A 23,121-nucleotide genomic window follows, 5' to 3' on the forward strand; every position below is an offset into this window, starting at 1 on the left:
GATGTATTCTAAAGTAAATACTTGTGTTTTACAAGGCTTGAACGCAAGGATAATTAATGTTGAGAGCGACTTATCAAGTGGCTTACCACAATTTAATATCGTTGGACTTGCTGATACCGCAATAAAAGAGTCCAAAGAAAGAGTTAGAACGGCAGTAAAAAACTCAGATATAGAGTTTCCAATCAAGAGGATTACCATCAATTTAGCGCCAGCTAATGAAAAGAAAGAGGGTTCTCAGATGGACCTTGCCATCGCCGTAGGTATTTTACTTGCTAATGGTGATATTGACAATCAAGATACAGATGATATGGTCATTATAGGTGAGCTTGCTCTTGATGGCACAGTAAATTCTGTTCAAGGTGCTCTACCAATGCTTATATCTATGCGCGATTTGAATGTTAAAAAATGTATAGTACCTGATGCTAATAAAAAAGAATGCGCAATAGTTGAAGATATAGAGATAATTCCTGTGAAAAATTTAAGGGAAGTGGTTGACTATCTTAATGGTCAAGCTGTGATAGAGCCTTATAAGAATGAAGAAGAAGAAATTATAAATACAGTTGATGATAGTGTAGATTTTTCAGATATGAAGGGTCAAGAAGGCCTTAAGAGAGCGATGGAGATAGCTGCCGCTGGTGGACACAATATGCTTATCATAGGCCCACCAGGTTCAGGTAAGACCATGGCTGCAAGAAGACTTGCAACAATACTACCTGATTTAACTTTTGAAGAAGCTATAGAGATTACTAAAATTTACTCTATATCAGGCTTATTAAAAGACGAAGGTCTTGTAAAGAGAAGACCGTTTAGGTCACCTCATCACACATCATCAGATGTTGCCTTGATAGGCGGAGGAAGAATACCAAAACCAGGCGAGGTCTCACTTGCACATCACGGCGTTTTATTCTTAGATGAGTTGCCAGAATTTCCTAGAAAAGTTTTAGAAGTATTAAGACAGCCGATTGAAGATGGCGAAGTAACAGTTTCACGTGTTAACGCAACTTTTAAATATCCATCCAAGTTTATGTTTGTTGCTTCAATGAATCCATGTCCATGTGGTTACTATGGCGATGAAACTCATCAATGCACTTGCACTCAAAGTCAAATCGATAGATATTTAGGTAAAATTTCTAGCCCCTTACTTGATAGAATAGATATTCATATCGAAGTAAAACCTGTTAAATACGATGAACTAAGCTCAAAAACTGAGTGCGAATCATCTGAAACTATTCGAAAGAGGGTTAACAGGGCAAGAAAAAGACAGCTTGAAAGATATAAAAACGAAGGAATCATTTCAAATTCAGAGCTAACAAATAAAATGATTAAAAAATATATCAAACTTGATGAAAAAGCTCAAGAAATTATGGAATTTGCTTTTAAGAAATTTAATTTTAGCGCTAGAAGCTATAATAAAATACTTAAACTTGCTAGAACTATAGCCGATTTAGCTGACAGCGACTTAGTTTTAGAAAAGCATGTGCTTGAAGCAATTCAATACAGAACTTTAGATAAAAAATACTGGAGATAAGATGGATACTAGAGATATACTTTTGTATTTAAACAGCATTTACGCTGATAGAGCCGCAGTATTTAGTTTGTTTGATCTAAATATTGAGCTAACTAATATTATGAATATGGATAGAGCTTCATTAAAAAAGTTAAATTTATTTTCTGATAATATTATAAATAAAATTCTTAATGATGATAAAGAAGCTATAGTATATAGAATCAAGGAAAAGCTTGATAAGATTGACGCTGATTTTATGACTTTTCTCGATAAAGATTTTCCAAGCAGATTACTTTTTATAGATGATCCACCATATTTATTGTTTTACAAAGGAAAGATTATAGATGACGACTCAAACTCAGTAGCCATAGTCGGCGCAAGAAAATCCACAAGCTATGGTCAGCTCGCTTGTAAAGAGATTGCTCGAGATTTATCTATGAAAAAGATTTGTATAATATCAGGTCTTGCGCTTGGCATTGACTCAATCGCTCATCAAACAGCCCTTGAGAATGCTAACAGAACTATAGCCGTCATTGGCAATGGCATTGACCAGATATATCCAAGGAGAAATGAAAGACTTTATTCTGAAATTGCTGATCACGGAGCAGTCATCTCAGAGTTTCCTCTTGGTGAGCAGCCGCTTAAATTTAATTTTCCAGTTAGAAATAGAATTATAAGCGCTTTATCAAGATTAGTTATAGTTGTCGAAGCGCAAAAAAGAAGCGGCTCACTAATTACAGCGAGACTTGCTCTTGAACAAGGAAGAGATGTTTATGCTGTGCCAGGAAACATTTTCTCGGCTAATAGTGAGGGTTGCAACATGCTTATTAGGGATGGAGCAGGCATATACACAAATGCAGATGACCTAATTGAAACTAGTGGTCTTGTGGACAATTCCATTAGCATGAACAAAGAAAATTTAGATTTAAGTGAAGATGAAAGAAAAGTTTATGATATAATAAAAAATGGCGATGTAAATTATGAGATAATACTCGCAAAAGCAGGACTTGATAGCGCATCCTTATCGGCTCTACTAACTATACTTGAGCTAAAGGGAGTAATAACAAGTCAAGGACAAAGAACATACTATGCGAACAGAAGGTGATGAAAGATGGATTTAATTATAGTTGAGTCCCCAACGAAGGCAAAGACCATATCTAAGTTTTTGCCAAAGACTTATAAGATTATAGCTTCGAAGGGACATTTAAGAGACCTACCTAAAAGTAGGTTTGCGATTGATGTAGAAAATAATTTTGAACCAGAATATATTAATATACGAGGAAAAGGACCTGTTATTAATGAGCTTAAAGATCTAGCTAAAAAAGCTGATAGAGTTTATCTTGCAACCGACCCCGATAGAGAGGGAGAGGCAATTAGCTATCACTTAGCCTACATATTGGGTATAGATCTTAAAGATCTTGATAGAATTGAGTTTCACGAAATAACAAAAAATGCTGTAACTAAGGCTATAATTGAGCCTAGAAGCATTGACATGGACTTAGTTGATGCTCAGCAAGCAAGAAGAGTTCTAGATAGAATTGTTGGTTACAAGATAAGCCCTATCCTTTGGAAGAAGATAAGATCTGGCTTATCAGCAGGTAGAGTGCAATCGAGTGCGCTTAAACTTATTGTTGACAGAAAAAGAGAAATAGATGCCTTTGTTCATGAAGAATACTGGAACTTAAAAGCTTTATATAAGCATGGAAATGAAGAGTACGAAGCAAAATTTGTAGGCACAATGGATGGCAATGGCAAAGTTAATAAACTTGATGTTCATAACGTAAAAGAAAAGAATGCCATAGTTAAAGAGATAAAGGCTTCTGAACACATTTGTGAAAGCGTTAAAAAATCTCTTTCATCAAGAATGCCAAGTCCGCCATATACAACAAGTACGCTTCAACAAGATGCATCGAGGATATTAAATTTCTCTTCATCAAAAACAATGAAGGTCGCTCAAAGCCTTTATGAAGGTATAAACATAGGCAAGGGCTCGCAAACTGGTCTTATCACATACATGAGAACAGACTCAACAAGGCTTTCTGACGAGGCATGCGGCGCTGCTCAAAGCTATATAATTAGTAAATTTGGCAAAGAATATTACAAGAAGAATAATTATGCACATAAGCAGTCAAAAAACGCACAAGACGCGCATGAAGCAATTAGACCTGTTAATATAAATATAAATCCGAGCGAAATTTCAAAATATTTATCACAAGATGAATTAAAACTTTATAGATTAATCTGGCAAAGATTTCTAATGACACAAATGGCGAGCGCAAAATTTGATACCTTGACAATAGATTTTGCCTCAGGTAAATATATATTTAGAGCAAATTATAAGAGCTTAAAATTTGATGGTTTCTTAAAAGTATCTTCTTATGAAAAATTTGACGAGAAAAAAGATGTCAAGCTTAAAGCAAATGATAAAGTTGATTTAGAAAAAATTGAAGGCGAGAAAAAATTTACTCAGCCTAAGAGTTATTATACAGAAGCAACTTTGATAAAGGCACTTGAAGAGCTTGGTATAGGTAGACCAAGTACTTACTCACCAACTATATCTACGCTAATTAATCGTAATTATATCGAGATAGAGAAGAAAATGTTTATACCGACTGAACTTGGTATATCAGTAACAAAACTTTTGGAAGATAACTTCAAGTCTATAGTCGATGCAAAATTTACTGCTTATCTTGAGAGCAAACTTGATGATATATCAGTTGGCAAGCTTGAGTGGAAGGACGTTATAGCTAGTTTTTATAAAGATTTTATCAAAGATGTAGAAAAAGCTGAAAAAGAAGCTAAAGATTATGAACTTAAAGACGAAGTGAGCGACGTAAAATGTAAATTATGCGGAAGACCTATGCTTATAAAGAGATCGAGGTATGGCAAGTTCCTTGGCTGCTCAGGTTTTCCTGAGTGCAAATACACAGAAGCAATCGTTGAAAAGACTGGAGCTGTGTGCCCTAAGTGCGGTCACGACATTATAAAGAAAAAATCAAAGACAGGCAGAATTTTTTATGGCTGCTCAAACTATCCAAACTGTGATTTTGCTACCTTTGATGAAGTTTATTCAAAACCATGTCCTAAGTGTGGAAAGTATAGAACAATAAAAAGAAAAAGCAAAGAAAACGTTATTACGTGCCCAAATTGCGGCTTCGAAGAAGTGATTGAGAAGAAAAAAAGCTAAAATATAAAAAATATTGAAAAAAAGCTTGACATTTTCATCATTTCTGATATAATAGTTAGGTAAACCGCACAGAATTGGTTTTAAGTTAATCACCAATAATGGCGAGACTAAATTAGAGGAGGTATTAGACTTGTACGCAATAGTAGAAACAGGTGGAAAGCAATACATGGTTAAAGAAAACGATGTAATCCACGTAGAAAAGTTAGAAGCTAACGAAGGCGACGAAATTAGCTTAGAAAATGTGCTTTTCGTCTCTAATGATGGGGATAACAAAGTAGGTAAACCTTACGTTGAAGGTGCTAAGGTTACTTGCAAAGTTTTGAAACAAGGTAAATCTAAAAAGATTATCGTTTTCAAATATAAACCTAAAAAGAACGAAAGAAAGAAAAAAGGTCACAGACAACCATTTACAAGACTAGAAGTAACTAAGATCGAAGCTTAGTTATGACTACAGTAACTTTTTTCGAAAAGGATGGCAAGATATTAGAATTTGAATTTGATGGACATGCAAATTACGCACATGAAGATGGCATAGTTTGTGCGAGTCTTTCAGCACTTTCAATATCGACAGTCAATTCTTTAGAAGAAATAGCAGGATTAAATGAAAACGAAGAATATTTCGTGGAAATTTATGAAGATGAAGATAAAGACGAGGTTAAATTAAATTTTAAGTATAAGACAGATGATCCTGACAAGGACTACATAAGTCAGATACTACTTAGGTCTTTATTACTAAGCGTTAAAAATATATATAAGGAATACTCTGATAGAGTAGCTTTATATGTGAAGGAGGTAAAGAAATGTTAAAAATTAATTTACAATTATTCTCCTCTAAAAAGGGACTTGGTTCTTCAAAAAACGGTAGAGATAGTAAGCCAAAAATGCTTGGAACAAAGCGTGGAGACGGCCAATTCGTTCTATCAGGTAACATTCTAGTAAGACAAAGAGGAACAAAGATTCATCCCGGTAATAATGTCGGTAGAGGAAAAGACGATACACTTTTTGCTATGATTGATGGCGTTGTTAAATTCGAAAGAAAAGACAAGAAAAGAAAACAAGTAAGTGTATATCCAAAAGAAGTTTTAGCATAGTTTGAAGGAACCGGTACACGGTTCCTTTTTTTAAGGTGGTGATAATGTGTTAGACATGGTAGTTTTAGAACTAAAAGCTGGCAAGGGCGGCGACGGCATGGTTGGCTGGAGAAGAGAAAAGTTTGAACCTGCTGGAGGACCATACGGTGGCGATGGAGGCAAGGGAGCATCCATAATTTTAAAAGCTGACTCAAATATGAGAACGCTTATAGATTTTAAACATAAAAGAATATTTAAGGCTGATAATGGCGAAAACGGCAAGAATAAATTGCAATATGGTAAAGATGGCGAGGACATGATACTTAAGGTTCCTGTTGGAACACTTGTTAAGGAGTTTAATTCAAAGGGACTTATTATGGACTTAAAAAATGATGGCGACGAAGTCATCATAGCTAAAGGCGGCAGAGGCGGCAGAGGTAATGCGAAATTCAAAAACTCTGTAAGGCAGGCACCAACATTTGCAGAGCCAGGTAAAAAAGGTGAAGAGATAAAAGTAATACTTGAGTTAAAGCTTATAGCAGACGTTGGCTTCATAGGCTACCCAAACGTAGGTAAATCGTCACTTTTATCGGTGATTTCAAGAGCAAAACCAAAGATTGCTAACTATCACTTTACAACACTTGAGCCAAATCTTGGAGTAGTTACAACAAAGGATAACAACAGCTTTGTTGCAGCCGACATCCCAGGACTTATTGAGGGCGCACACGAAGGACTTGGACTTGGCCATAGCTTTTTAAAGCATATAGAAAGGACTAACGTACTTGCTCACGTCGTTGATGCATCAAGATCTGAAAGAGAAAATCCGATTGAAGATTTTAAAAAGATAAATGAAGAATTATTTTCATATAATGAAAAATTAAAAGATAAAAAGCAATTAGTCGTATTAAATAAGGCTGATTTAGTTTATGAAAAAGAAGAGCTAGAAAAGCTTCAAAATGAGTTTAAACAGATGGGCTACGATAGCGTTATTACAAGCAGCGCAACACTTGAAGGCGTTGAGATGCTTAAGTATAAGCTATATGACATCATTAAAGACATGCCAAGAAATGTTAACGAAACATTTGATGATACTGTATACATTAAAGAAGATACAGATATTCCAGTTCATGTATATAAATCAAATGGCATTTATTTCGTTGAAGGAACTAAGGTAGAAAACGTTTTAGCTGGCGTTTATGCAGATAATATAGATTCGCTAAGATATTTCCAAAGATTCCTTGAAAAAGAAGGCATCATGGATGAACTTAGAGAGCTTGGACTAGAAGACTCAGATACAGTCGATGTATGCGGCTTTGAGTTTGATTATTATAGTTAGGTGATATTATGACAGGAAAAGAAAGAGCAAAATTAAAATCAATCGCACAAAATTTAAAAGCAACATTTCAAATAGGTAAGGATGGTATTTCGGCTGAATTTATCAATCAAATCGATGATTATTTAGAAAAGAATGAAATTGTTAAAATTAGAGTTTTAAATAATTCATCAGAAGATGTTAAAGAAGCACAAGCTTTTCTTATGGAAGAGTTAAACTGTGAATTTGTTCAACAAATTGGCTCAATATTTGTAATTTATAGAGAGTCATTAAAAAGACCTAGACTTTTACAAGATGAAAAATAAGATACTTATTTTTGGCGGCACATTTAATCCCATTCACAATGGACATTTAATCTTGGCTGAAAACTCAATCAATGAAGAGGGCTTTGACAAAGTAGTCTTTATCCCAACTATGAATCCATATTATAAGGATACACTTGATTTTGATACAAGACTTAAAATGTTAAAGATGGCGATAAAGGATAATGATAAATTTGCCTACTCAAGCATAGAGAAAAAATATAACTTAGAGGGCAAACTTTATTTAATACTTCAAAAAATTTCAAAGCTTAGTGATGATGACATCACTATACTTATAGGCTCAGACAGTCTTATGAATCTTGATTGGTGGTACAAAATAGATGAAATACTTAAAAAATATAAAATACTAGTACTAAGAAGAGATGACGAAGATGAGGCCATTGAGATGAAGATTAATGAGTACAAAGAAAAGTATGGAGCAGATATAAAAGTATTAAATAACAAAAGAGTAGAGATATCATCAAGCATGATACGCGAGATGATTAAAGAAGGAAAGTCAATTAAATATCTTGTCACTGATGAGGTAGAAAAGTTTATAAAGGATGAGAACTTATATGTATGATATTGAAAAGTTTAAAGAAAAACTTAAAAGTGAAGTAAAAGAGTCAAGGTATGAGCATTCTTTATCAGTTATGAATTTTTCTGTTGAACTTGCAAAATATTACGGCGTAGATGAAGAAAAAGCAAGGGTTGCAGGACTTTTACACGACTGTGCAAAATATAAAGATACTGATAAGATATTGCAAAAGGCAAAAGAATTTGATATAATAATTAGTGGTGATTTAAGTCACACAATAAAAGTACTTCATGCTTTACTTGGATACTATATAGCAAGAGATGAGTACGGAATAAAAGATGAGGAAATACTTTTAGCAATAAAAAATCACGCTCTTGGAAGAGAAAATATGAGCGATTTAGAAAAAATTGTGTTTTACGCAGATTTTGCAGAACCTTTAAGGACTTATGCTATGGCTGAAAAGCTTAGAGAGTTTAAATATGAAGGCCTATCAAAAGCGGCGTATGAAGCAGTTAACTATAACCTATGCTATTTATTAGAAGAGGGTTTATATGTTCATCCACAATCATTAAAAACAAGAAATTCTTTATTATTGGAATTGAAAGGAGAATAATTTTTGGAAATTAAAGAGAAATTAGAAATAATTCAAAATGCAATTGAAGCTAAGAAGGGCTTTGATATTGATACTATATTTATAGGAGAAAAAAGCTCTATTGCTGATTATTTTGTAATCTGTTCAGCCAATAATAAATCACAAGCTGAGTCAATCATGGACGAGGTAGACGAAAAACTTGCTGTGCAAGGAATTTTGCCAAGACGCGTTGAAGGAAAGGTAACAAGCAATTGGATAATTATGGATTATGAAGACATAATCGTTCACATATTTTTAAGTGATGACAGAGAGTACTATAATCTTGAAAGATTATGGAAAAATTTAGAAATAGAAAGTGAGGAATAACCATGAGTCTAAAAACTGTAGACACTAAAAAAGCACCAGGTGCTGTAGGACCATATTCTCAAGCGATTGCTTTTGAAAGATTTTGTTTCACATCAGGACAATTACCAATAAATCCTGAAACAGGAGAATTAATCTCTGATGATATTGAAAAAGCTACTGAACAATCAATTAAAAATGTTGAAGCAATTCTAAACGAAGCTGGCTTTACATTAGAAGATGTAGTTAAGACAACTATCTTTGTAAAAGATATGAAAGATTTTTCAAAAGTTAATGGCGTTTACGAAAAATACTTCTCAAGTCATAAACCTGCAAGATCTTGCGTAGAGGTATCAACTCTACCTAAGAATGGGCTTATCGAAATAGAAGCAATTGCATACAAATAGGAGGAAGAAATGAGAAAAGTATTAGTTACTGGAGCTTTAGGACAAATCGGTTCTGAACTTGTAAAGAGATTTAGAAAAGAATATGGCGACCACAATGTTATTGTATCAGATGTTAGAGAATTACCTGAAAGAAAAGACATCATCGATGCAGGTCCATTCGAATTAATCGACGTTACAGATGGCAATAGAATTAAAGAAGTAGCCGATAAATACAAAGTAAACACTATAGTTCACTTAGCAGCACTTCTTTCAGCAGTTGGTGAAAAAGTGCCACAAAAGTGCTGGCAAATAAACATGGGCGGTTTATTCAACGTTCTTGAAGTTGCTAGAGAAAATGAATGTCAAGTATTTACACCAAGTTCAATCGCTTGCTTTGGACCAGATACACCAAAGGATAAAACACCTCAAACAACACTACAAAGACCAACATCTATGTACGGTGTAACTAAGGTAGCTGGAGAAAACCTTTGCGATTACTATCACTTAAGATTTGGTGTTGACACAAGAGGAGTTAGATTCCCTGGCATCATCTCGTACGATACACTTCCAGGCGGAGGAACAACTGACTATGCTGTTGATATCTATTATGATGCAATTAAAAAAGGTTCATACGAATGCTTCATCAAAGAAGGTACATACATGGATATGATGTATATGCCAGATGCTTTGAACGCAGTAATTCAACTTATTGAAGCTGACGGATCAAAACTAATACACAGAAATGCATTTAACATCGCTGCAATGAGCTTTGAACCAGAAGAAATTAAAAAGTCAATACAAAAATTCATGCCTGAATTTACTATGACATACAATGTTGACCCAGTTAGACAAGCAATTGCAGATTCATGGCCAAACTCATTAGACGATAGCTGTGCAAGGGCAGAATGGGGCTGGAAGCCTGAGTATGACCTTGACACAATGAGTAAAGACATGCTTGAAAAGCTAAAAGAAAAATTAAAATAGTTAATAAAATTTACAAAGCAGAGTGAGAGATCACTCTGTTTTTTATGCATGATAAAGCTTTATTTTTTACTGGACTTATTATATAAAAATAGTATAGGAAATAAAGTCAATTTACAAAGGAGGATTAAGATGGGAAATATATCAAATGCATTTGGATCAGTAGTATTAAAATTTAAAAAAGGAAAAGAAATTAAAGACAAGAAAGAAATGGGTGAATTCACTAAGCGATTTAAAAATGTTCTTAGTGAAATTTCATGCATGAATCAAGCTAGTGTTTCAGCCTTTGGAAGCGTTAATTCAATATCTTTTGGCGCGTATGGAAGAGGCGACTTTAAAGGAAATTTGTGGCTTTTAACAGATAAAGATGAAAAATTCGCAAAAGAGTGCTATAAAATATTTGAAGATTTTGACATTGAAGAGATAAAACTTGAGATTAGAGATTACGAAATTGGCTCTGGCGCTATGCTATATAATGCAACATTAAAGCCTAATATGAACGATAAGTGCATAGAGCTTAGCATTGATGATATTTATGAACTTGATGAATTCCCGCAATCTTGTTATGAAGGTGATGAGCTTCAAGAATCTTTAATAGAAAGTTATCTAGAAGATTTGTGGAGAAATAAAGATAATTTAGATTAATCTTGGAGGTGCCCAGTGAGTAGTATAGAATTAAATGCAAAGGCGCTTGCTGAAAAAGCTCATTCAAAGCAAAAGAGAAAAACTTCAAGAGAGCCATTTATCACTCATCTAATTGGAGTAAATAATATACTAAAGAAGCTAACAGATGATGAAGAAATACTTGCAATCGGCTGGCTTCACGACCTTGTAGAAGATACTGAATATGAACTAAGTGATTTGAAAGATTTTCCAGATAGAGTAATTCAAGGAGTTAAGGCAGAGTCAGAAGATAAATCATTATCTTGGAAAGATAGAAAAACAAAGCAAATTGAAGAGCTGAAAAAGGCGGATGAAACTCCTTTATTAGGTGAAAATGTACTTATGGTAACTTTTGCTGATAAACTTGCCAACATGAGAGATCTTTTGTCTTTGTACAATAAATTTGGACTAAATAATATGTTTAATGATTTTAATGAGAAAGATATTAATGAGCAATATTGGTATTACAATTCATTTTACGAAATATTTTCAGAGCATAAACATTTATTTACAAATGAGCTTATGAATGAATATAAATCAATATTATCAGAAATATGGGGTAAATAATTCAAAAAATATATAAGTATTATAAAAAATTGATTTGGGAGGAAATTATGGATAAAAAATATATAGTAATATACGTAGAAGATGCAAAAAGAATATTTGATTTATTTAGCTTTGAGGGCGAAGAAGATTTTAAAGAACAAGTTAAATCCTATGTCGAAGAATATTTAGACTCGTGCAGAGATTTTCTTTACGAAAATTATTTATACTATTATTATGAAATAAAAAATCCTGAAACTGCGCCAGATTATCATGATGAGTTTGATTCTTTTACAAGAACATCTATAAATAAAGACAATGGTTATACTTTTCTTAGATGATATATCTATTTATCCATATGAGATAGATGAAGAGCTATACAAAGAGATTAGCGAGGGAGATTATCTTAAATTTAAATTCGATACAAAAGGAGCACATGTGCTTGGAAAAGTAGATAGCGATGGCAAATTGAAATAAAAATTATTAAGAATAATAAATTAGAAAGATGGGTAGATATTTTATGCTAGCCCATCTTTTTTGTTATTTTAAATAATGATTTGGGTATAATGAATCAGAAGCTTAAAATAAATTAATTTATAATTATAAGCATATATTGAGGCTTTTAATATTGTAAATTTTTATACTTGAGAAAAAAATTTCGTGCGGCTTGACAAAAAATATTATATATAATATAATATAAATACAATTGAATATAAACATATACATATTACAGGCCAATCATATTACATAAATAATTTTATTATCACATACATATACATATAAAAATAAAATAGGGATTTTTTATTTTTGTATGATTTTATAAAAGGGGGATTATGATGGGCTTTATTTATTTGGATAATGCTGCAACAACAAGAGTTAGAAAAGAAGTTATAGATGCTATGCTTCCATATTATGGAGAAAAGTACTTCAACGCATCAAGTCTTTACTCACTAGCAACTGATGTAAAGAAGGATGTGGTAGAAGCAAGAGACAAGATTGCATCATACTTTAACTGCAAGGCAGATGAAATATATTTTACAAGCTGTGGCTCAGAATCAGACAACTGGGCTTTAAAGGGATGTGCTTTTAAGTACAAGGACAAAGGTAGACACATAATTACAACAAAGATTGAGCACCCAGCTATACTTAACACATGCAAATTCCTTGAAAAGGAAGGTTTTGAAATAACATACCTAAGCGTTGATTCAGACGGTTTTATTGATCTTAAAGAGCTTGAAAACGCTATAAGAGAAGATACTATACTTATTAGTATAATGTTTGCAAATAATGAGATAGGAACTATTGAGCCAATCAAAGAAGCTGCTGCTATAGCTCATAAGCACAATGTCTTCTTCCATACAGACGCTGTTCAAGCAGTTGGTAATGTTAGGATAGACGTTCAAGACTTAGGTGTTGACATGATGAGTTTATCAGGACATAAACTTTATGGACCAAAAGGCATAGGTGCTTTATACATCAGAAAAGGTGTTAATATTGACAATTTAATTCATGGTGGTGGACAAGAAAGAAAGAGAAGAGCAGGAACTGAAAACACTGCTGAAATCATCGGTCTTGCAAAAGCTATAGAATTATTATATGACAATTTTGATAAGCACAATAATTATCTAAGAGATAAAAGAGATAGATTAGTTAAAGAAATTATGGAAAAAATTCCATATACACTATATAATGGAAGCAAGGACGAAAGCAAGAGATTACCAGGAAACGCTTCATTCTGCTTTAAGTACGTTGAAGGCGAAGCTCTTCTACTAATGCTTGACGCTTCTGGCATAGCTGGCTCAACAGGTTCTGCATGTGCATCAGGTTCACTTGATCCATCACATGTATTACTTGCTATAGGCTTACCACACGAAATTGCTCACGGTTCTTTAAGATTAACATTCTCAGAAGAAATCACTGATGAAGATGTAGACTACGTTGTAGATAGTCTTGTAAAGATTATAGAAAGATTAAGACAAATGTCTCCTCTATATGATGAGGCTATTGCGAAAGGAGAAATATAATGTTATATTCTGAAAAAGTTATGGATCACTTCATGCATCCAAGAAATGTAGGAGAGATGGAAAACCCAAGTGGTGTTGGCGAAGTTGGTAACGCAAAGTGCGGCGACATCATGAGGATGTACCTTAAGATAGATGAAAACGATATAATTACAGATGTTAAGTTTAAGACTTATGGCTGCGGTACAGCTATCGCATCATCATCAATGGCTACAGAACTTATTAAAGGAAAGTCAATAAATGATGCTATAAACCTATCTAACAAGGAAGTTGCTGAAAATTTGGATGGACTACCACCAATTAAGATGCACTGCTCAGTACTTGCTGAAGAAGCTATCAAGGCAGCACTTTATGACTACCAACAAAAGTCTGGTCACAAGGTAAAAGGTCTTGAAAATTACGAACCACCAAAAGATGATTTACATGACCACGATCATGTAGAACTAGACTAAAAAGATGAACTTATTAACAAGTACAAGTAACGAGAACATTATTAGTTTGATAAATCAAGGAGGAGCCTTAAATGGTATCCTCCTTGGTTTGCAAATAATAATATTAGCTTTGGGCATATATTATCTTATTAATATAGGTAACAGACACGTTGAAGACGGCGAAAGACTTATATTTTCTAAAACTGTAATCATAAAATTTATTATAGCAGTTTTGGCGGTGCTTTTCTTCATATACATATACAAGAGCTTCCTTATGGTAAGAACGGTAACACTATCTATACTAGTCGCGGCAATGCTTGCGTACTTTTTAAACCCTATGGTGAAAAGCGTGCGTAAAAGACTTAAGATTTCGGAGACTCTTGCGATTTTAACTGTTTTTCTAATAGTTGTTCTTATATTTTTAATCTTAGGATTCACAGTATTTCCTAAGACTATTTCTGATATCAAAAATCTGATAATTAAATTCCCAGAGTATTATGAACAAACGCTTAAATCAATCAATGAATTTTTAAGTCAATATGAAATTCTTAAAGGAATAAATCTTGATAATAAGCTTATAGTTGATAATTTATCAAAAATTTATAAAACACAAACAGCCAACGCGGGCAATTTTTTACTTGCTTCTGCTAAGAATGTTATGAGTTTTGTATTTTCTTTGGTGCTAACACCAATATTTGCTTTTTACTTTTTAAAAGACAAAGAGCAAATAAAGAATAGATTCAAAGGACTTTTACCAGAATCTAAAAAAGAGAGACTACTAAGACTATTCTCAAACATTCATGATGATATGACTAAGTATGTCATTGGCAAGATTAAGATGGCAATTTTCGTTGGATTTGCAACATTTATAATGCTTCTTATCTTAGGGGTTGAATTTTCTTTTGTTATAGGTATAATTACTTGTGTTGCTGACATAATTCCTTATGTCGGACCACTTATGGGTTTAGTGCCAGCCTTTGTTTTTGGTTTTATAGAAAGTCCAATAAAAGCACTTTGGATACTTATTATGTATTTATTCCTTCAATGGGTAGAAAATAACATAGTCGGACCAAAGATATTATCAGAAGAAACTGGCTTTCATCCAATAGTTGTTTTATTCCTTTTAGTATTAGGAGCGTCACTATTCGGATTTTTAGGTATGATACTAGCTGTACCTATTGCACTTGTTATAAAAACGGTGTATAATGAGTATATTGTAAATAAAAATAATTAGAGGTGTATACATGAAAAATTTATCTTTAGACCAAATAAGAGATGAATACTTAAATTTCTTTAAAAATCAAGGTCACTTAGCTGAAAAAAGTTTTTCGCTAATACCAAAGGATGATAAATCATTATTATTAATAGGTGCTGGTATGGCACCACTTAAAAAGTTCTTTACAGGCGAATTAAGTGCTCCATCGAAGAGGATGACTACTTGCCAAAAGTGTATCAGAACTGGCGATATTGATAACGTTGGTAAAACTGATAGACACGGAACTTTCTTTGAAATGCTTGGAAACTTCTCTTTTGGAGATTATTTCAAAAAAGAAGCAATTCATTGGGCATGGACTTTACTTACAGAAAAATTTGAAATAGAACCTGAAAAGCTATGGATCACAGTATTTAAGGATGACGACGAAGCCTTTGATTTATGGGTAAAAGAAGGTCAAGATCCAAAGAGATTAGTGAGACTCGGCAAAGAGGATAACTTCTGGGAGCTAGAGACAGGTCCATCAGGTCCATGTACTGAAATTTTCTACGATAGAGGAGAAAGCTACGGCACATTAAAAAACTTTGATGACGGAGTAGAAAATGAAAGACTTATAGAAGTTTGGAACCTAGTATTTACTCAATTTGATAGAAAATCAAAAGATGAATATGAACCGCTAAGCCATCCTAACATAGATACTGGCATGGGTCTTGAAAGAATGGCATGCGTTATGCAAGGTGTTCACTCAATCTTCGATATTAAAGAAATTAGAAGCATTATTGAAGAGATTGAAAGACTTTCAAATAAAAAATATAAAGAAAATGAAAAAGACGACATATCTATAAGAATAATCGCTGACCACGTAAGAAGCATGACATTTATGGTTTCAGACGGTATTATACCATCAAACGAGTCAAGAGGTTATGTACTTAGAAAGATAATCAGACGTGCGATCAGACACGGCAAGCTTCTTGGCATAGACAGACCATTCTTAGCTGATCTTGTTCAAAAAGTTATCGATGGCTGGTCATATCACTATACAGAACTTGCTCAAAATAAAGACACTATAATCAAGATTATAAGCGCTGAAGAAGCTAAATTTGAAGAAACTATCAATCAAGGTATGAACATATTAAACTCATACATTGATGAGCTTAAAAAAGAAGGAAAGAAGAGTCTTTCCGGCGAAAAAGCTTTCATTCTATATGATACTTATGGCTTCCCATTTGATATAACTAAGGAAATTCTTGAAGAAAATGGAATTTCTGTAGATGAAGATGAGTTCAACAAGAACATGCAAGAGCAAAAGCTTAGAGCAAAAGAAAATGCTCATATAGAAGACTCTGGCTGGAATAGTGACCTAAATCTTGATATTTATGAAAATTATAAGAATGAATTTATCGGCTATGAATTCAATGTTAATGATGATGCTAAGGTAAACGCTATAGTTAAGGATAAGAATCTTGTTGACTCAATAAAGGAAGGCGACAAAGCCATAGTTATACTTGATAAAACACCTTTCTACGGTCAATCAGGTGGACAAGTTGGTGACGTCGGTACGCTTAAAAATGATAAGGCTACTTTAAGGGTAATCGATACAAAGAAGACTAAGACTGGACTTGTGCTTCACGAAGTTGAAGTAGAAAAAGGCGAATTAAAAACTGGCGATAAGCTAGACGCTGAGATTGATTACAAGCTTAGACAAGATACACGCAAGAACCATACTGCAACTCACTTATTACACAAAGCTTTAAAGATGGTTTTAGGCACTCACGTTAATCAAGCAGGTTCCTTAGTTAGCCCAACAAGACTTAGATTTGACTTTACACACTTCCAAGCAATGACTGCTGAAGAAATAAAACAAGTTGAAAACATTGTTAATGAAAGCATTTTTGATGCTATAGACGTTGATACATCAGTAGTTAGCTTAGAAGAATCCAAAAAGATGGGCGCAACAGGTCTATTTGAAGACAAATACGGCGATTTTGTAAGAGTAGTTAAAGTTGGCGATTTCTCAATGGAATTATGCGGTGGTACTCATGTTAAAAATACTTCCGAAGTAGGAATATTTAAGATAGTTCAAGAAACTGGTATAGCAGCAGGTGTTAGGAGAATCGAAGCTTTAACAGGCAGAAACACATATAAATACTTAAATGATAATGAGGCTGAATTAGATAAGCTTAGCGAAACATTTAAAACTAATAAAGATGACCTTATTAATAAGGCTGAACAAACAATTACAGATTTAAAAGATAGAGAAAAAGAAATAAAAGATTTAAAGAACAAGATACAAAATGCAGAGCTTAAAAATCTTGATAGTGAAGTGAAAAATATTAACGGTATCAATTATATAATTAGTGTGATTGATGCTGGCAACATGAACGAATTAAGACAAGCAGGTGACAAGCTTAAAGATAAAGTTAAATCAGGTATTGTTATGGTAGCTGCTGATATCGGAGGTAAAACATCATTTATCATAACACTTACAAAAGATATTGTAAGCAAGGTAGTTACAGCAAACATCTTGATGAAAAACATCGCTCCATTACTAGATGCTAAGGGCGGCGGAAGAGATGACATGGCTCAAGCTGGTGGCGGCAACTCAGATAAGCTTAAAGATTTTGAAAAAAGGGCTGAAGAAAAATTAAAAGAGATATTAGGCTAATTATTATAAGAAATAATCATTGAAGACTTCGCTCTTTTATGATATACTATAGGTAGAGGTGATAGTATGGATAAGAAATTTGATGAGACAATGAAATTTAATATTCAAAAGGAAACAGTTCAATCACCAAAAGAAATATTAAATAAAGTTTGTGAAGCTCTAGAAGCTAAAGGATACAATCCTATCAACCAAATTATAGGATATATCTTATCAGGCGATCCGACATATATAACAAGCTACAACGATGCCAGATCGATGATTATACAAATGGAAAGAGATGAGCTTTTGGAGGCAATACTCGTTGATTATTTGAAATGATTAATAGGGGCTTATAACCCCTATTATTTTTAGGTGAAATTATGGAAAGAATTTTAGCTTTAGATGTTGGCGATAAAACAGTTGGTCTTGCGATTTCAGATGAATTGCAAATCATTGTCACAACACTAAACACAATTTTTAGAACTTCAAAATTAGAAGATAGAGACAAATTAAAGGAAATCATTGATCAGTACGGCGTAAAAACTTTAGTTGTTGGCCTTCCTAAGAACATGGATGGAAGCCTTGGACCACAAGCAAAAAAAGTAAAAAAGTACATGGATTTTATGAGAAAAAACATAGAAAATATTGAAATTGTCTATGTTGATGAGAGACTAACTACAGTTAGTGCGACAAGAGTTTTAATTGATACGAATGTGCGCAGAGAAAACAGAAAAAAGTATGTTGACTCAATCGCTGCGAATTATATTTTGAGAACATATTTAGATATGCAAAGGGGAAAAAATGGAGAATAAAATATTGCTTCATGACGATAACGGAAAAGAGATAGAATTTATCGTAGAAGCTACATTTGAGATAGATACTGAAAAGTATATAGTAATGTATGAAACAGAAGAAGATGAAGACTACTATATAATGAAGTATACTGAAGATAAAGAAGGAAATTTAGTATTCATAGGCTTAGACGATGAGGAGCTAAGAGAAGCTCAAGAAGCTTATGAAGAATTAGATAAAACAAATTAATAAAGGAGGAAAAGATGTTAAAGAGTAACAAACTAAGGATTATCCCGCTGGGAGGCCTTAATGAGATCGGAAAGAACATTACTCTTATTGAATGTGATAACGATATAGTTATATGCGATTGCGGTATGACATTTCCAGAGGACGAGATGCTGGGCGTGGATATCGTAATTCCAGACATCACATATTTAGAAAAAAATAAAGAGAGAATTAAAGGTATAGTCCTAACACACGGTCACGAGGACCACATAGGAGCTATACCATACGTCTTAAAGAAGATAAATGTGCCTATTTATGGTACTAGACTAACTTTAGGACTACTAGAAAATAAATTAAAGGAACACAATTTAAAACCAAAGATGCACGTTGTGAACTTTAATGATAAGGTTAGATTAGGTAAGATTGTTGTTGAATTTATTAGACAATGCCATAGTATACCTGACTCAGCGGCACTAGCATTTCACACACCTGCAGGCGTTATAGTTCATACAGGTGACTTTAAGATTGACTTTACACCAATCATGGGTGGCGTCAATGACTTAAACAGATTTGCTGAGCTTGGCGATAAAGGAGTTCTTTGCTTAATGGCAGAGAGTACAAACGTTGAAAGAAAGGGCTATACTCTAAGTGAAAGAGTAGTTGGCGAGACATTTAGAACCATTTTCCACGAGTATACTGAGAATAGAATCATAGTTGCGACATTTGCATCAAATATACAAAGAATACAACAAATTATTGAAGCGGCTGAAAAACATGGCAGAAAGATAGTTTTATCAGGCAGATCTATGATAAACAACGTTAATGTCGCTAAAGATTTAGGCTACTTAAGAGTTAAAGACTCAAGTCTTATTGATATAAATAAGATGAATAAGTACGATGACAGAGAGCTTTGTATAATAACAACGGGTTCTCAAGGTGAGCCAATGAGTGCACTTACAAGGATTGCTTATAACGAGCACAGAAAAATTCAGCTTACACCAAATGATTTAATCATACTTTCAGCTCATCCAATACCAGGCAATGAAAATGCCATTTCAAAGGTAATTAACAAGCTTATAGAGCTTGACGCAAAGGTTATATACGAATCACTTGGAGAGATACACGTTTCAGGACACGCTTGTCAAGAAGAGCTTAAGCTAATACACTCACTTATTAAGCCAAGATATTTTATTCCAGTTCATGGCGAACAAAGACATCTTAAGATACACGCTTCACTTGCAGAGAGCATGGGCATGAACCCTAAGAATATTTTCATCATGAAAAACGGCGATGTGCTTGAACTTGACAAGAGAAAGGCAGAAATTGTTGATGAAGTCACATCTGGCAATGTTTTGGTCGATGGTCTTGGCGTTGGTGATGTTGGTAACATCGTTTTAAGAGATAGAAAACATTTATCTGAAGACGGTTTAATCATAGTAGTGTTAACATTAAGCAAAGAAGACGGCTCAACTATAGCTGGACCAGACATCATCTCCAGAGGCTTTGTCTATGTTAGAGAAGCAGATGATCTGATGGAAGAAGCAAAGAACAAGGTTGTTCTTGCTATCGAAGATTGTCAAAGAAGACATATATCAGACTGGTCAAGCATCAAAAATGCAATTAGAGACAGTTTGAAGAAGTATATATATCAAACTATGAAGAGAAATCCTATGATACTTCCTGTAATTATGGAGGTATAATATAAATTTTACACTAGGAGGAACTATGAAGAATTTAGAAAAATCATATAATCCAGCTGATTTTGAAGATAATATTTATAAATTTTGGATGGACAATGAGTACTTTAAGCCAAGTACTGATGATAGTAAAGAGTCTTTTACCATTGTTATGCCGCCACCAAATGTAACAGGTAACCTTCACCTTGGTCATGCACTTAATGGCACAATTCAAGATATAGTTATCAGATACAAGAGAATGCAAGGCTACAACGCACTTTGGCTACCGGGAACTGATCACGCATCCATTTCTACTGAAGCAAAAGTAGTTGAAAAGCTTAAAAAAGAAGGCGTTAAGAAGAGCGATTTAACAAGAGAAGAATTTTTGGAAGAAGCTTGGGACTGGACTCATAAGTACGGCGGAAATATCAAAGAGCAGCTAAAAAAATTAGGTTCATCATGTGATTGGTCTCGTGATAGCTTTACGCTTGATGAGCACTTAACAAAAGCTGTTTACGAAGTTTTTGAAAGATTATACAAAAAAGATTATATTTATAGAGGCATGAGGATAGTTAACTGGTGCCCACATTGTCATACAGCTGTATCAGATACTGAAGTTATACATGAGCCACAAGAAGGAAAGATGTGGTATATAAAGTACCCATACTCAGACAAGACTGGCTTTGTAACTATTGCAACTACTAGACCAGAGACACTTTTAGGTGACTTAGCAGTAGCTGTTAATCCAGACGATGAAAGATATACTGATTTAGTTGGCAAAACACTTGATCTACCATTAACAGATAGACAAATACCTGTTATTGCTGATGAATACGTTGATTCATCCTTCGGTACAGGCTGCGTTAAGATTACACCATCACATGACCCTAACGACTTCGAAGTAGGCGCTAGACACAATCTTGGCCAACTAATCGTTATAGATGAAGATGCTAAAATTAATGAAAATGGCTACGCTTACAAAGGACTAGATAGATACGAAGCAAGAGAGAGAATAATCAAAGACCTTGACGAACAAGGCCTACTAGTAAAGGTAGAAAAACACGAAAACTCTGTTGGTCACTGCGAAAGATGCAATACCATCATCGAGCCACTAGCTTCACTTCAATGGTTCGTTAAGATGGAAGAGATGGCTAAAAAAGCGCTCGAAGCATATAGAGAAAACAAAGTAAATATAATTCCTGAAAGATTTGGTAAAATTTATGAAAATTGGCTTGAAAACATCAGAGATTGGTGTATTTCACGTCAATTATGGTGGGGACACAGGATTCCAGTTTATTATTGCGACGACTGCGGTGAATACATCGTGAGTAAGGAAAAACCAGAAAAGTGCGACAAGTGCGGTTCAGAACATCTAAGACAAGATGAAGACACACTTGACACTTGGTTCTCATCAGCACTTTGGCCATTCTCAACACTTGGCTGGCCAGACACAGACTCAGATGATTACAAGAGATTTTTCCCAACAGACCTATTAGTAACAGGCTATGACATTATATTCTTCTGGGTAAGTAGAATGATATTCTCATCCTTAGAACAAACAGGCGAAGTACCATTCAAAGACGTTTTATTAACAGGTCTTATCAGAGACGTACAAGGCAGAAAGATGAGTAAGTCACTAGGTAACGGCATTGACCCACTACAAGTAATTAGTGAATATGGCGCCGATGCGCTAAGATACTCACTTATAACAAATAACGCTCCAGGTAATGACATTAAATATAGCGTTAAAAAAGTTGAGCCACAAAGGAATTTTGCCAATAAATTATGGAACGCATCAAGATTTGTTCTTATGAACCTTGATGATAGAGATGACTATAGCGCCCGCTATGACAAATTAGAAAGAGAAGATAAGTGGATCATCTCAAGACTAAAAACTGTTGTAGATGAAATTAACAATAACCTTGACAAGTACGAGATAGGTATAGCAGCTGCTAAGGTACAGGACTTTATTTGGGAGGACTTCTGCGACTGGTATATAGAACTTGTTAAGACAAGATTATACGATAGAGACAATATTAACGCACAAAACGTTATTTTATATATCTTAGAAAATATATTAAAGATACTTCATCCATTCATGCCATTTATTACAGAAGAGATTTGGAGCTACTTACCAAATAGAAAGACTCCACTAATCATCAGCGATTGGCCAAAGGATATAAAATATTACGAAGAAGAGCTTAATGATTTAGAACTAATCAAAAATGCTATCAAAGCAATTAGAAAGATGAAGACAGATATGAATATCGAGCCATCAAAACATTTCTCTATGCTTGTATATCCAAACGATGAAGCGGCAGGAAAACTTTATAGCGACAGTGCTAATTATTTTAAAGACCTTGAACATATAGATAAGATAACTATACTTGATAATAAGGATGCCATAAACAAAGATTTCACATCGATAATGATGACAAATGCGGAAATTTTCTTCCCATTAAACGAGTTAATAGATTTTGAAAAAGAAAAACAAAGACTTAAGGAAGAAAAAGAAAAATTAGATTTTGAAGTAGAAAGACTTGAGAAAAAACTTTCGAATGAAAAATTTGTTAGCAAAGCACCAAAAGATGTTGTTGACAAAGAGAAAGAAAAACTAGAAAATTACAAAGACTTATTAGATAAAACTATAAAGAGACTAGAAGAACTAAAGTAGG

General features: G+C 33.9%; 25 protein-coding genes and 1 other annotated feature. All 25 genes read left to right on the forward strand.

Annotation, left to right across the window (positions count from 1 at the left end):
* The first annotated feature begins 1 nt into the window (after position 1).
* The gene (locus tag M1R53_RS03240; protein ID WP_249243055.1) at positions 2 to 1,528 is read left to right on the forward strand and encodes a YifB family Mg chelatase-like AAA ATPase; all 1,527 of its coding nucleotides are present in this window, start codon (positions 2 to 4) and stop codon (positions 1,526 to 1,528) included.
* A gap of 1 nt (position 1,529) precedes the next feature.
* Positions 1,530 to 2,612 (forward strand): DNA-processing protein DprA, encoded by a 1,083-nt coding sequence (dprA, locus tag M1R53_RS03245; RefSeq protein ID WP_249243056.1) that lies wholly within the window; start codon positions 1,530 to 1,532, stop codon positions 2,610 to 2,612.
* Between the two features lie 6 nt (positions 2,613 to 2,618).
* Positions 2,619 to 4,694 (forward strand): type I DNA topoisomerase, encoded by a 2,076-nt coding sequence (gene topA, locus M1R53_RS03250; RefSeq protein WP_249243057.1) that lies wholly within the window; start codon positions 2,619 to 2,621, stop codon positions 4,692 to 4,694.
* A gap of 53 nt (positions 4,695 to 4,747) precedes the next feature.
* Positions 4,748 to 4,813: a sequence feature (ribosomal protein L21 leader region), on the forward strand.
* 11 nt (positions 4,814 to 4,824) lie between these two features.
* Positions 4,825 to 5,136, forward strand: coding sequence for a 50S ribosomal protein L21 (rplU, locus tag M1R53_RS03255; protein ID WP_019214706.1), 312 nt, complete (start codon positions 4,825 to 4,827; stop codon positions 5,134 to 5,136).
* Positions 5,137 to 5,138: 2 nt separating this feature from the next.
* Positions 5,139 to 5,501 (forward strand): ribosomal-processing cysteine protease Prp, encoded by a 363-nt coding sequence (locus M1R53_RS03260; protein ID WP_019214707.1) that lies wholly within the window; start codon positions 5,139 to 5,141, stop codon positions 5,499 to 5,501.
* Positions 5,495 to 5,785, forward strand: coding sequence for a 50S ribosomal protein L27 (gene rpmA / locus M1R53_RS03265; protein WP_019214708.1), 291 nt, complete (start codon positions 5,495 to 5,497; stop codon positions 5,783 to 5,785). The genes M1R53_RS03260 and rpmA overlap by 7 nt, the downstream gene beginning before the upstream one ends.
* A 55-nt stretch (positions 5,786 to 5,840) precedes the next feature.
* The gene (gene obgE, locus M1R53_RS03270) at positions 5,841 to 7,100 is read left to right on the forward strand and encodes a GTPase ObgE (protein ID WP_249243192.1); all 1,260 of its coding nucleotides are present in this window, start codon (positions 5,841 to 5,843) and stop codon (positions 7,098 to 7,100) included.
* 8 nt (positions 7,101 to 7,108) lie between these two features.
* On the forward strand, positions 7,109 to 7,402 hold the full coding sequence (locus M1R53_RS03275) for a YhbY family RNA-binding protein (RefSeq protein WP_083304631.1): 294 nt from the start codon (positions 7,109 to 7,111) through the stop codon (positions 7,400 to 7,402).
* On the forward strand, positions 7,392 to 7,982 hold the full coding sequence (nadD, locus tag M1R53_RS03280; RefSeq protein ID WP_249243058.1) for a nicotinate (nicotinamide) nucleotide adenylyltransferase: 591 nt from the start codon (positions 7,392 to 7,394) through the stop codon (positions 7,980 to 7,982). Before M1R53_RS03275 ends, nadD begins: the two co-directional genes overlap by 11 nt.
* Positions 7,975 to 8,550, forward strand: coding sequence for a bis(5'-nucleosyl)-tetraphosphatase (symmetrical) YqeK (yqeK, locus tag M1R53_RS03285; protein ID WP_249243059.1), 576 nt, complete (start codon positions 7,975 to 7,977; stop codon positions 8,548 to 8,550). The genes nadD and yqeK overlap by 8 nt, the downstream gene beginning before the upstream one ends.
* 3 nt (positions 8,551 to 8,553) lie before the next feature.
* Positions 8,554 to 8,895 carry a ribosome silencing factor gene (gene rsfS / locus M1R53_RS03290; RefSeq protein ID WP_070598725.1) on the forward strand — a complete coding sequence of 114 codons (342 nt, stop codon included), beginning with the start codon at positions 8,554 to 8,556 and terminating at the stop codon, positions 8,893 to 8,895.
* A 2-nt stretch (positions 8,896 to 8,897) separates the two neighbouring features.
* Positions 8,898 to 9,278, forward strand: a complete 381-nt coding sequence (locus M1R53_RS03295) for a RidA family protein (RefSeq protein ID WP_019214714.1) — start codon at positions 8,898 to 8,900, stop codon at positions 9,276 to 9,278.
* 9 nt (positions 9,279 to 9,287) lie between these two features.
* Positions 9,288 to 10,241, forward strand: a complete 954-nt coding sequence (locus tag M1R53_RS03300; RefSeq protein ID WP_019214715.1) for an L-threonine 3-dehydrogenase — start codon at positions 9,288 to 9,290, stop codon at positions 10,239 to 10,241.
* A 129-nt stretch (positions 10,242 to 10,370) separates the two neighbouring features.
* Positions 10,371 to 10,883, forward strand: a complete 513-nt coding sequence (locus M1R53_RS03305) for a hypothetical protein (protein WP_249243060.1) — start codon at positions 10,371 to 10,373, stop codon at positions 10,881 to 10,883.
* A 15-nt stretch (positions 10,884 to 10,898) separates the two neighbouring features.
* Positions 10,899 to 11,468, forward strand: coding sequence for an HD domain-containing protein (locus M1R53_RS03310; protein WP_249243061.1), 570 nt, complete (start codon positions 10,899 to 10,901; stop codon positions 11,466 to 11,468).
* A 47-nt stretch (positions 11,469 to 11,515) separates the two neighbouring features.
* Entirely contained in the window at positions 11,516 to 11,785 is a 270-nt protein-coding gene (locus tag M1R53_RS03315) for a hypothetical protein (protein ID WP_249243062.1), read from the forward strand.
* Between the two features lie 495 nt (positions 11,786 to 12,280).
* Positions 12,281 to 13,468, forward strand: coding sequence for a cysteine desulfurase NifS (gene nifS / locus M1R53_RS03320; protein WP_249243063.1), 1,188 nt, complete (start codon positions 12,281 to 12,283; stop codon positions 13,466 to 13,468).
* Positions 13,468 to 13,917: a Fe-S cluster assembly scaffold protein NifU gene (gene nifU, locus M1R53_RS03325; RefSeq protein ID WP_249243064.1), complete on the forward strand. Its 450-nt coding sequence runs from the start codon at positions 13,468 to 13,470 to the stop codon at positions 13,915 to 13,917. Before nifS ends, nifU begins: the two co-directional genes overlap by 1 nt.
* A 4-nt stretch (positions 13,918 to 13,921) precedes the next feature.
* On the forward strand, positions 13,922 to 15,130 hold the full coding sequence (locus tag M1R53_RS03330; RefSeq protein WP_083304633.1) for an AI-2E family transporter: 1,209 nt from the start codon (positions 13,922 to 13,924) through the stop codon (positions 15,128 to 15,130).
* Between the two features lie 10 nt (positions 15,131 to 15,140).
* The gene (gene alaS, locus M1R53_RS03335; protein WP_249243065.1) at positions 15,141 to 17,774 is read left to right on the forward strand and encodes an alanine--tRNA ligase; all 2,634 of its coding nucleotides are present in this window, start codon (positions 15,141 to 15,143) and stop codon (positions 17,772 to 17,774) included.
* Between the two features lie 66 nt (positions 17,775 to 17,840).
* The gene (locus M1R53_RS03340) at positions 17,841 to 18,092 is read left to right on the forward strand and encodes an IreB family regulatory phosphoprotein (protein ID WP_019214720.1); all 252 of its coding nucleotides are present in this window, start codon (positions 17,841 to 17,843) and stop codon (positions 18,090 to 18,092) included.
* 41 nt (positions 18,093 to 18,133) lie between these two features.
* On the forward strand, positions 18,134 to 18,565 hold the full coding sequence (gene ruvX, locus M1R53_RS03345) for a Holliday junction resolvase RuvX (protein ID WP_249243066.1): 432 nt from the start codon (positions 18,134 to 18,136) through the stop codon (positions 18,563 to 18,565).
* Complete coding sequence (locus M1R53_RS03350; RefSeq protein WP_106017915.1) at positions 18,555 to 18,794, forward strand: DUF1292 domain-containing protein; 240 nt, start codon at positions 18,555 to 18,557, stop codon at positions 18,792 to 18,794. Before ruvX ends, M1R53_RS03350 begins: the two co-directional genes overlap by 11 nt.
* Positions 18,795 to 18,808: 14 nt before the next feature.
* Positions 18,809 to 20,470, forward strand: a complete 1,662-nt coding sequence (locus tag M1R53_RS03355; RefSeq protein ID WP_249243067.1) for a ribonuclease J — start codon at positions 18,809 to 18,811, stop codon at positions 20,468 to 20,470.
* A 25-nt stretch (positions 20,471 to 20,495) separates the two neighbouring features.
* Positions 20,496 to 23,120, forward strand: coding sequence for a valine--tRNA ligase (locus M1R53_RS03360; RefSeq protein ID WP_249243068.1), 2,625 nt, complete (start codon positions 20,496 to 20,498; stop codon positions 23,118 to 23,120).
* The last annotated feature ends 1 nt before the right edge of the window (position 23,121 follow it).

This window comes from Fenollaria massiliensis (genome assembly GCF_023347705.1).
Taxonomy (GTDB): Bacteria; Bacillota; Clostridia; order Tissierellales; family Peptoniphilaceae; genus Fenollaria; species Fenollaria massiliensis.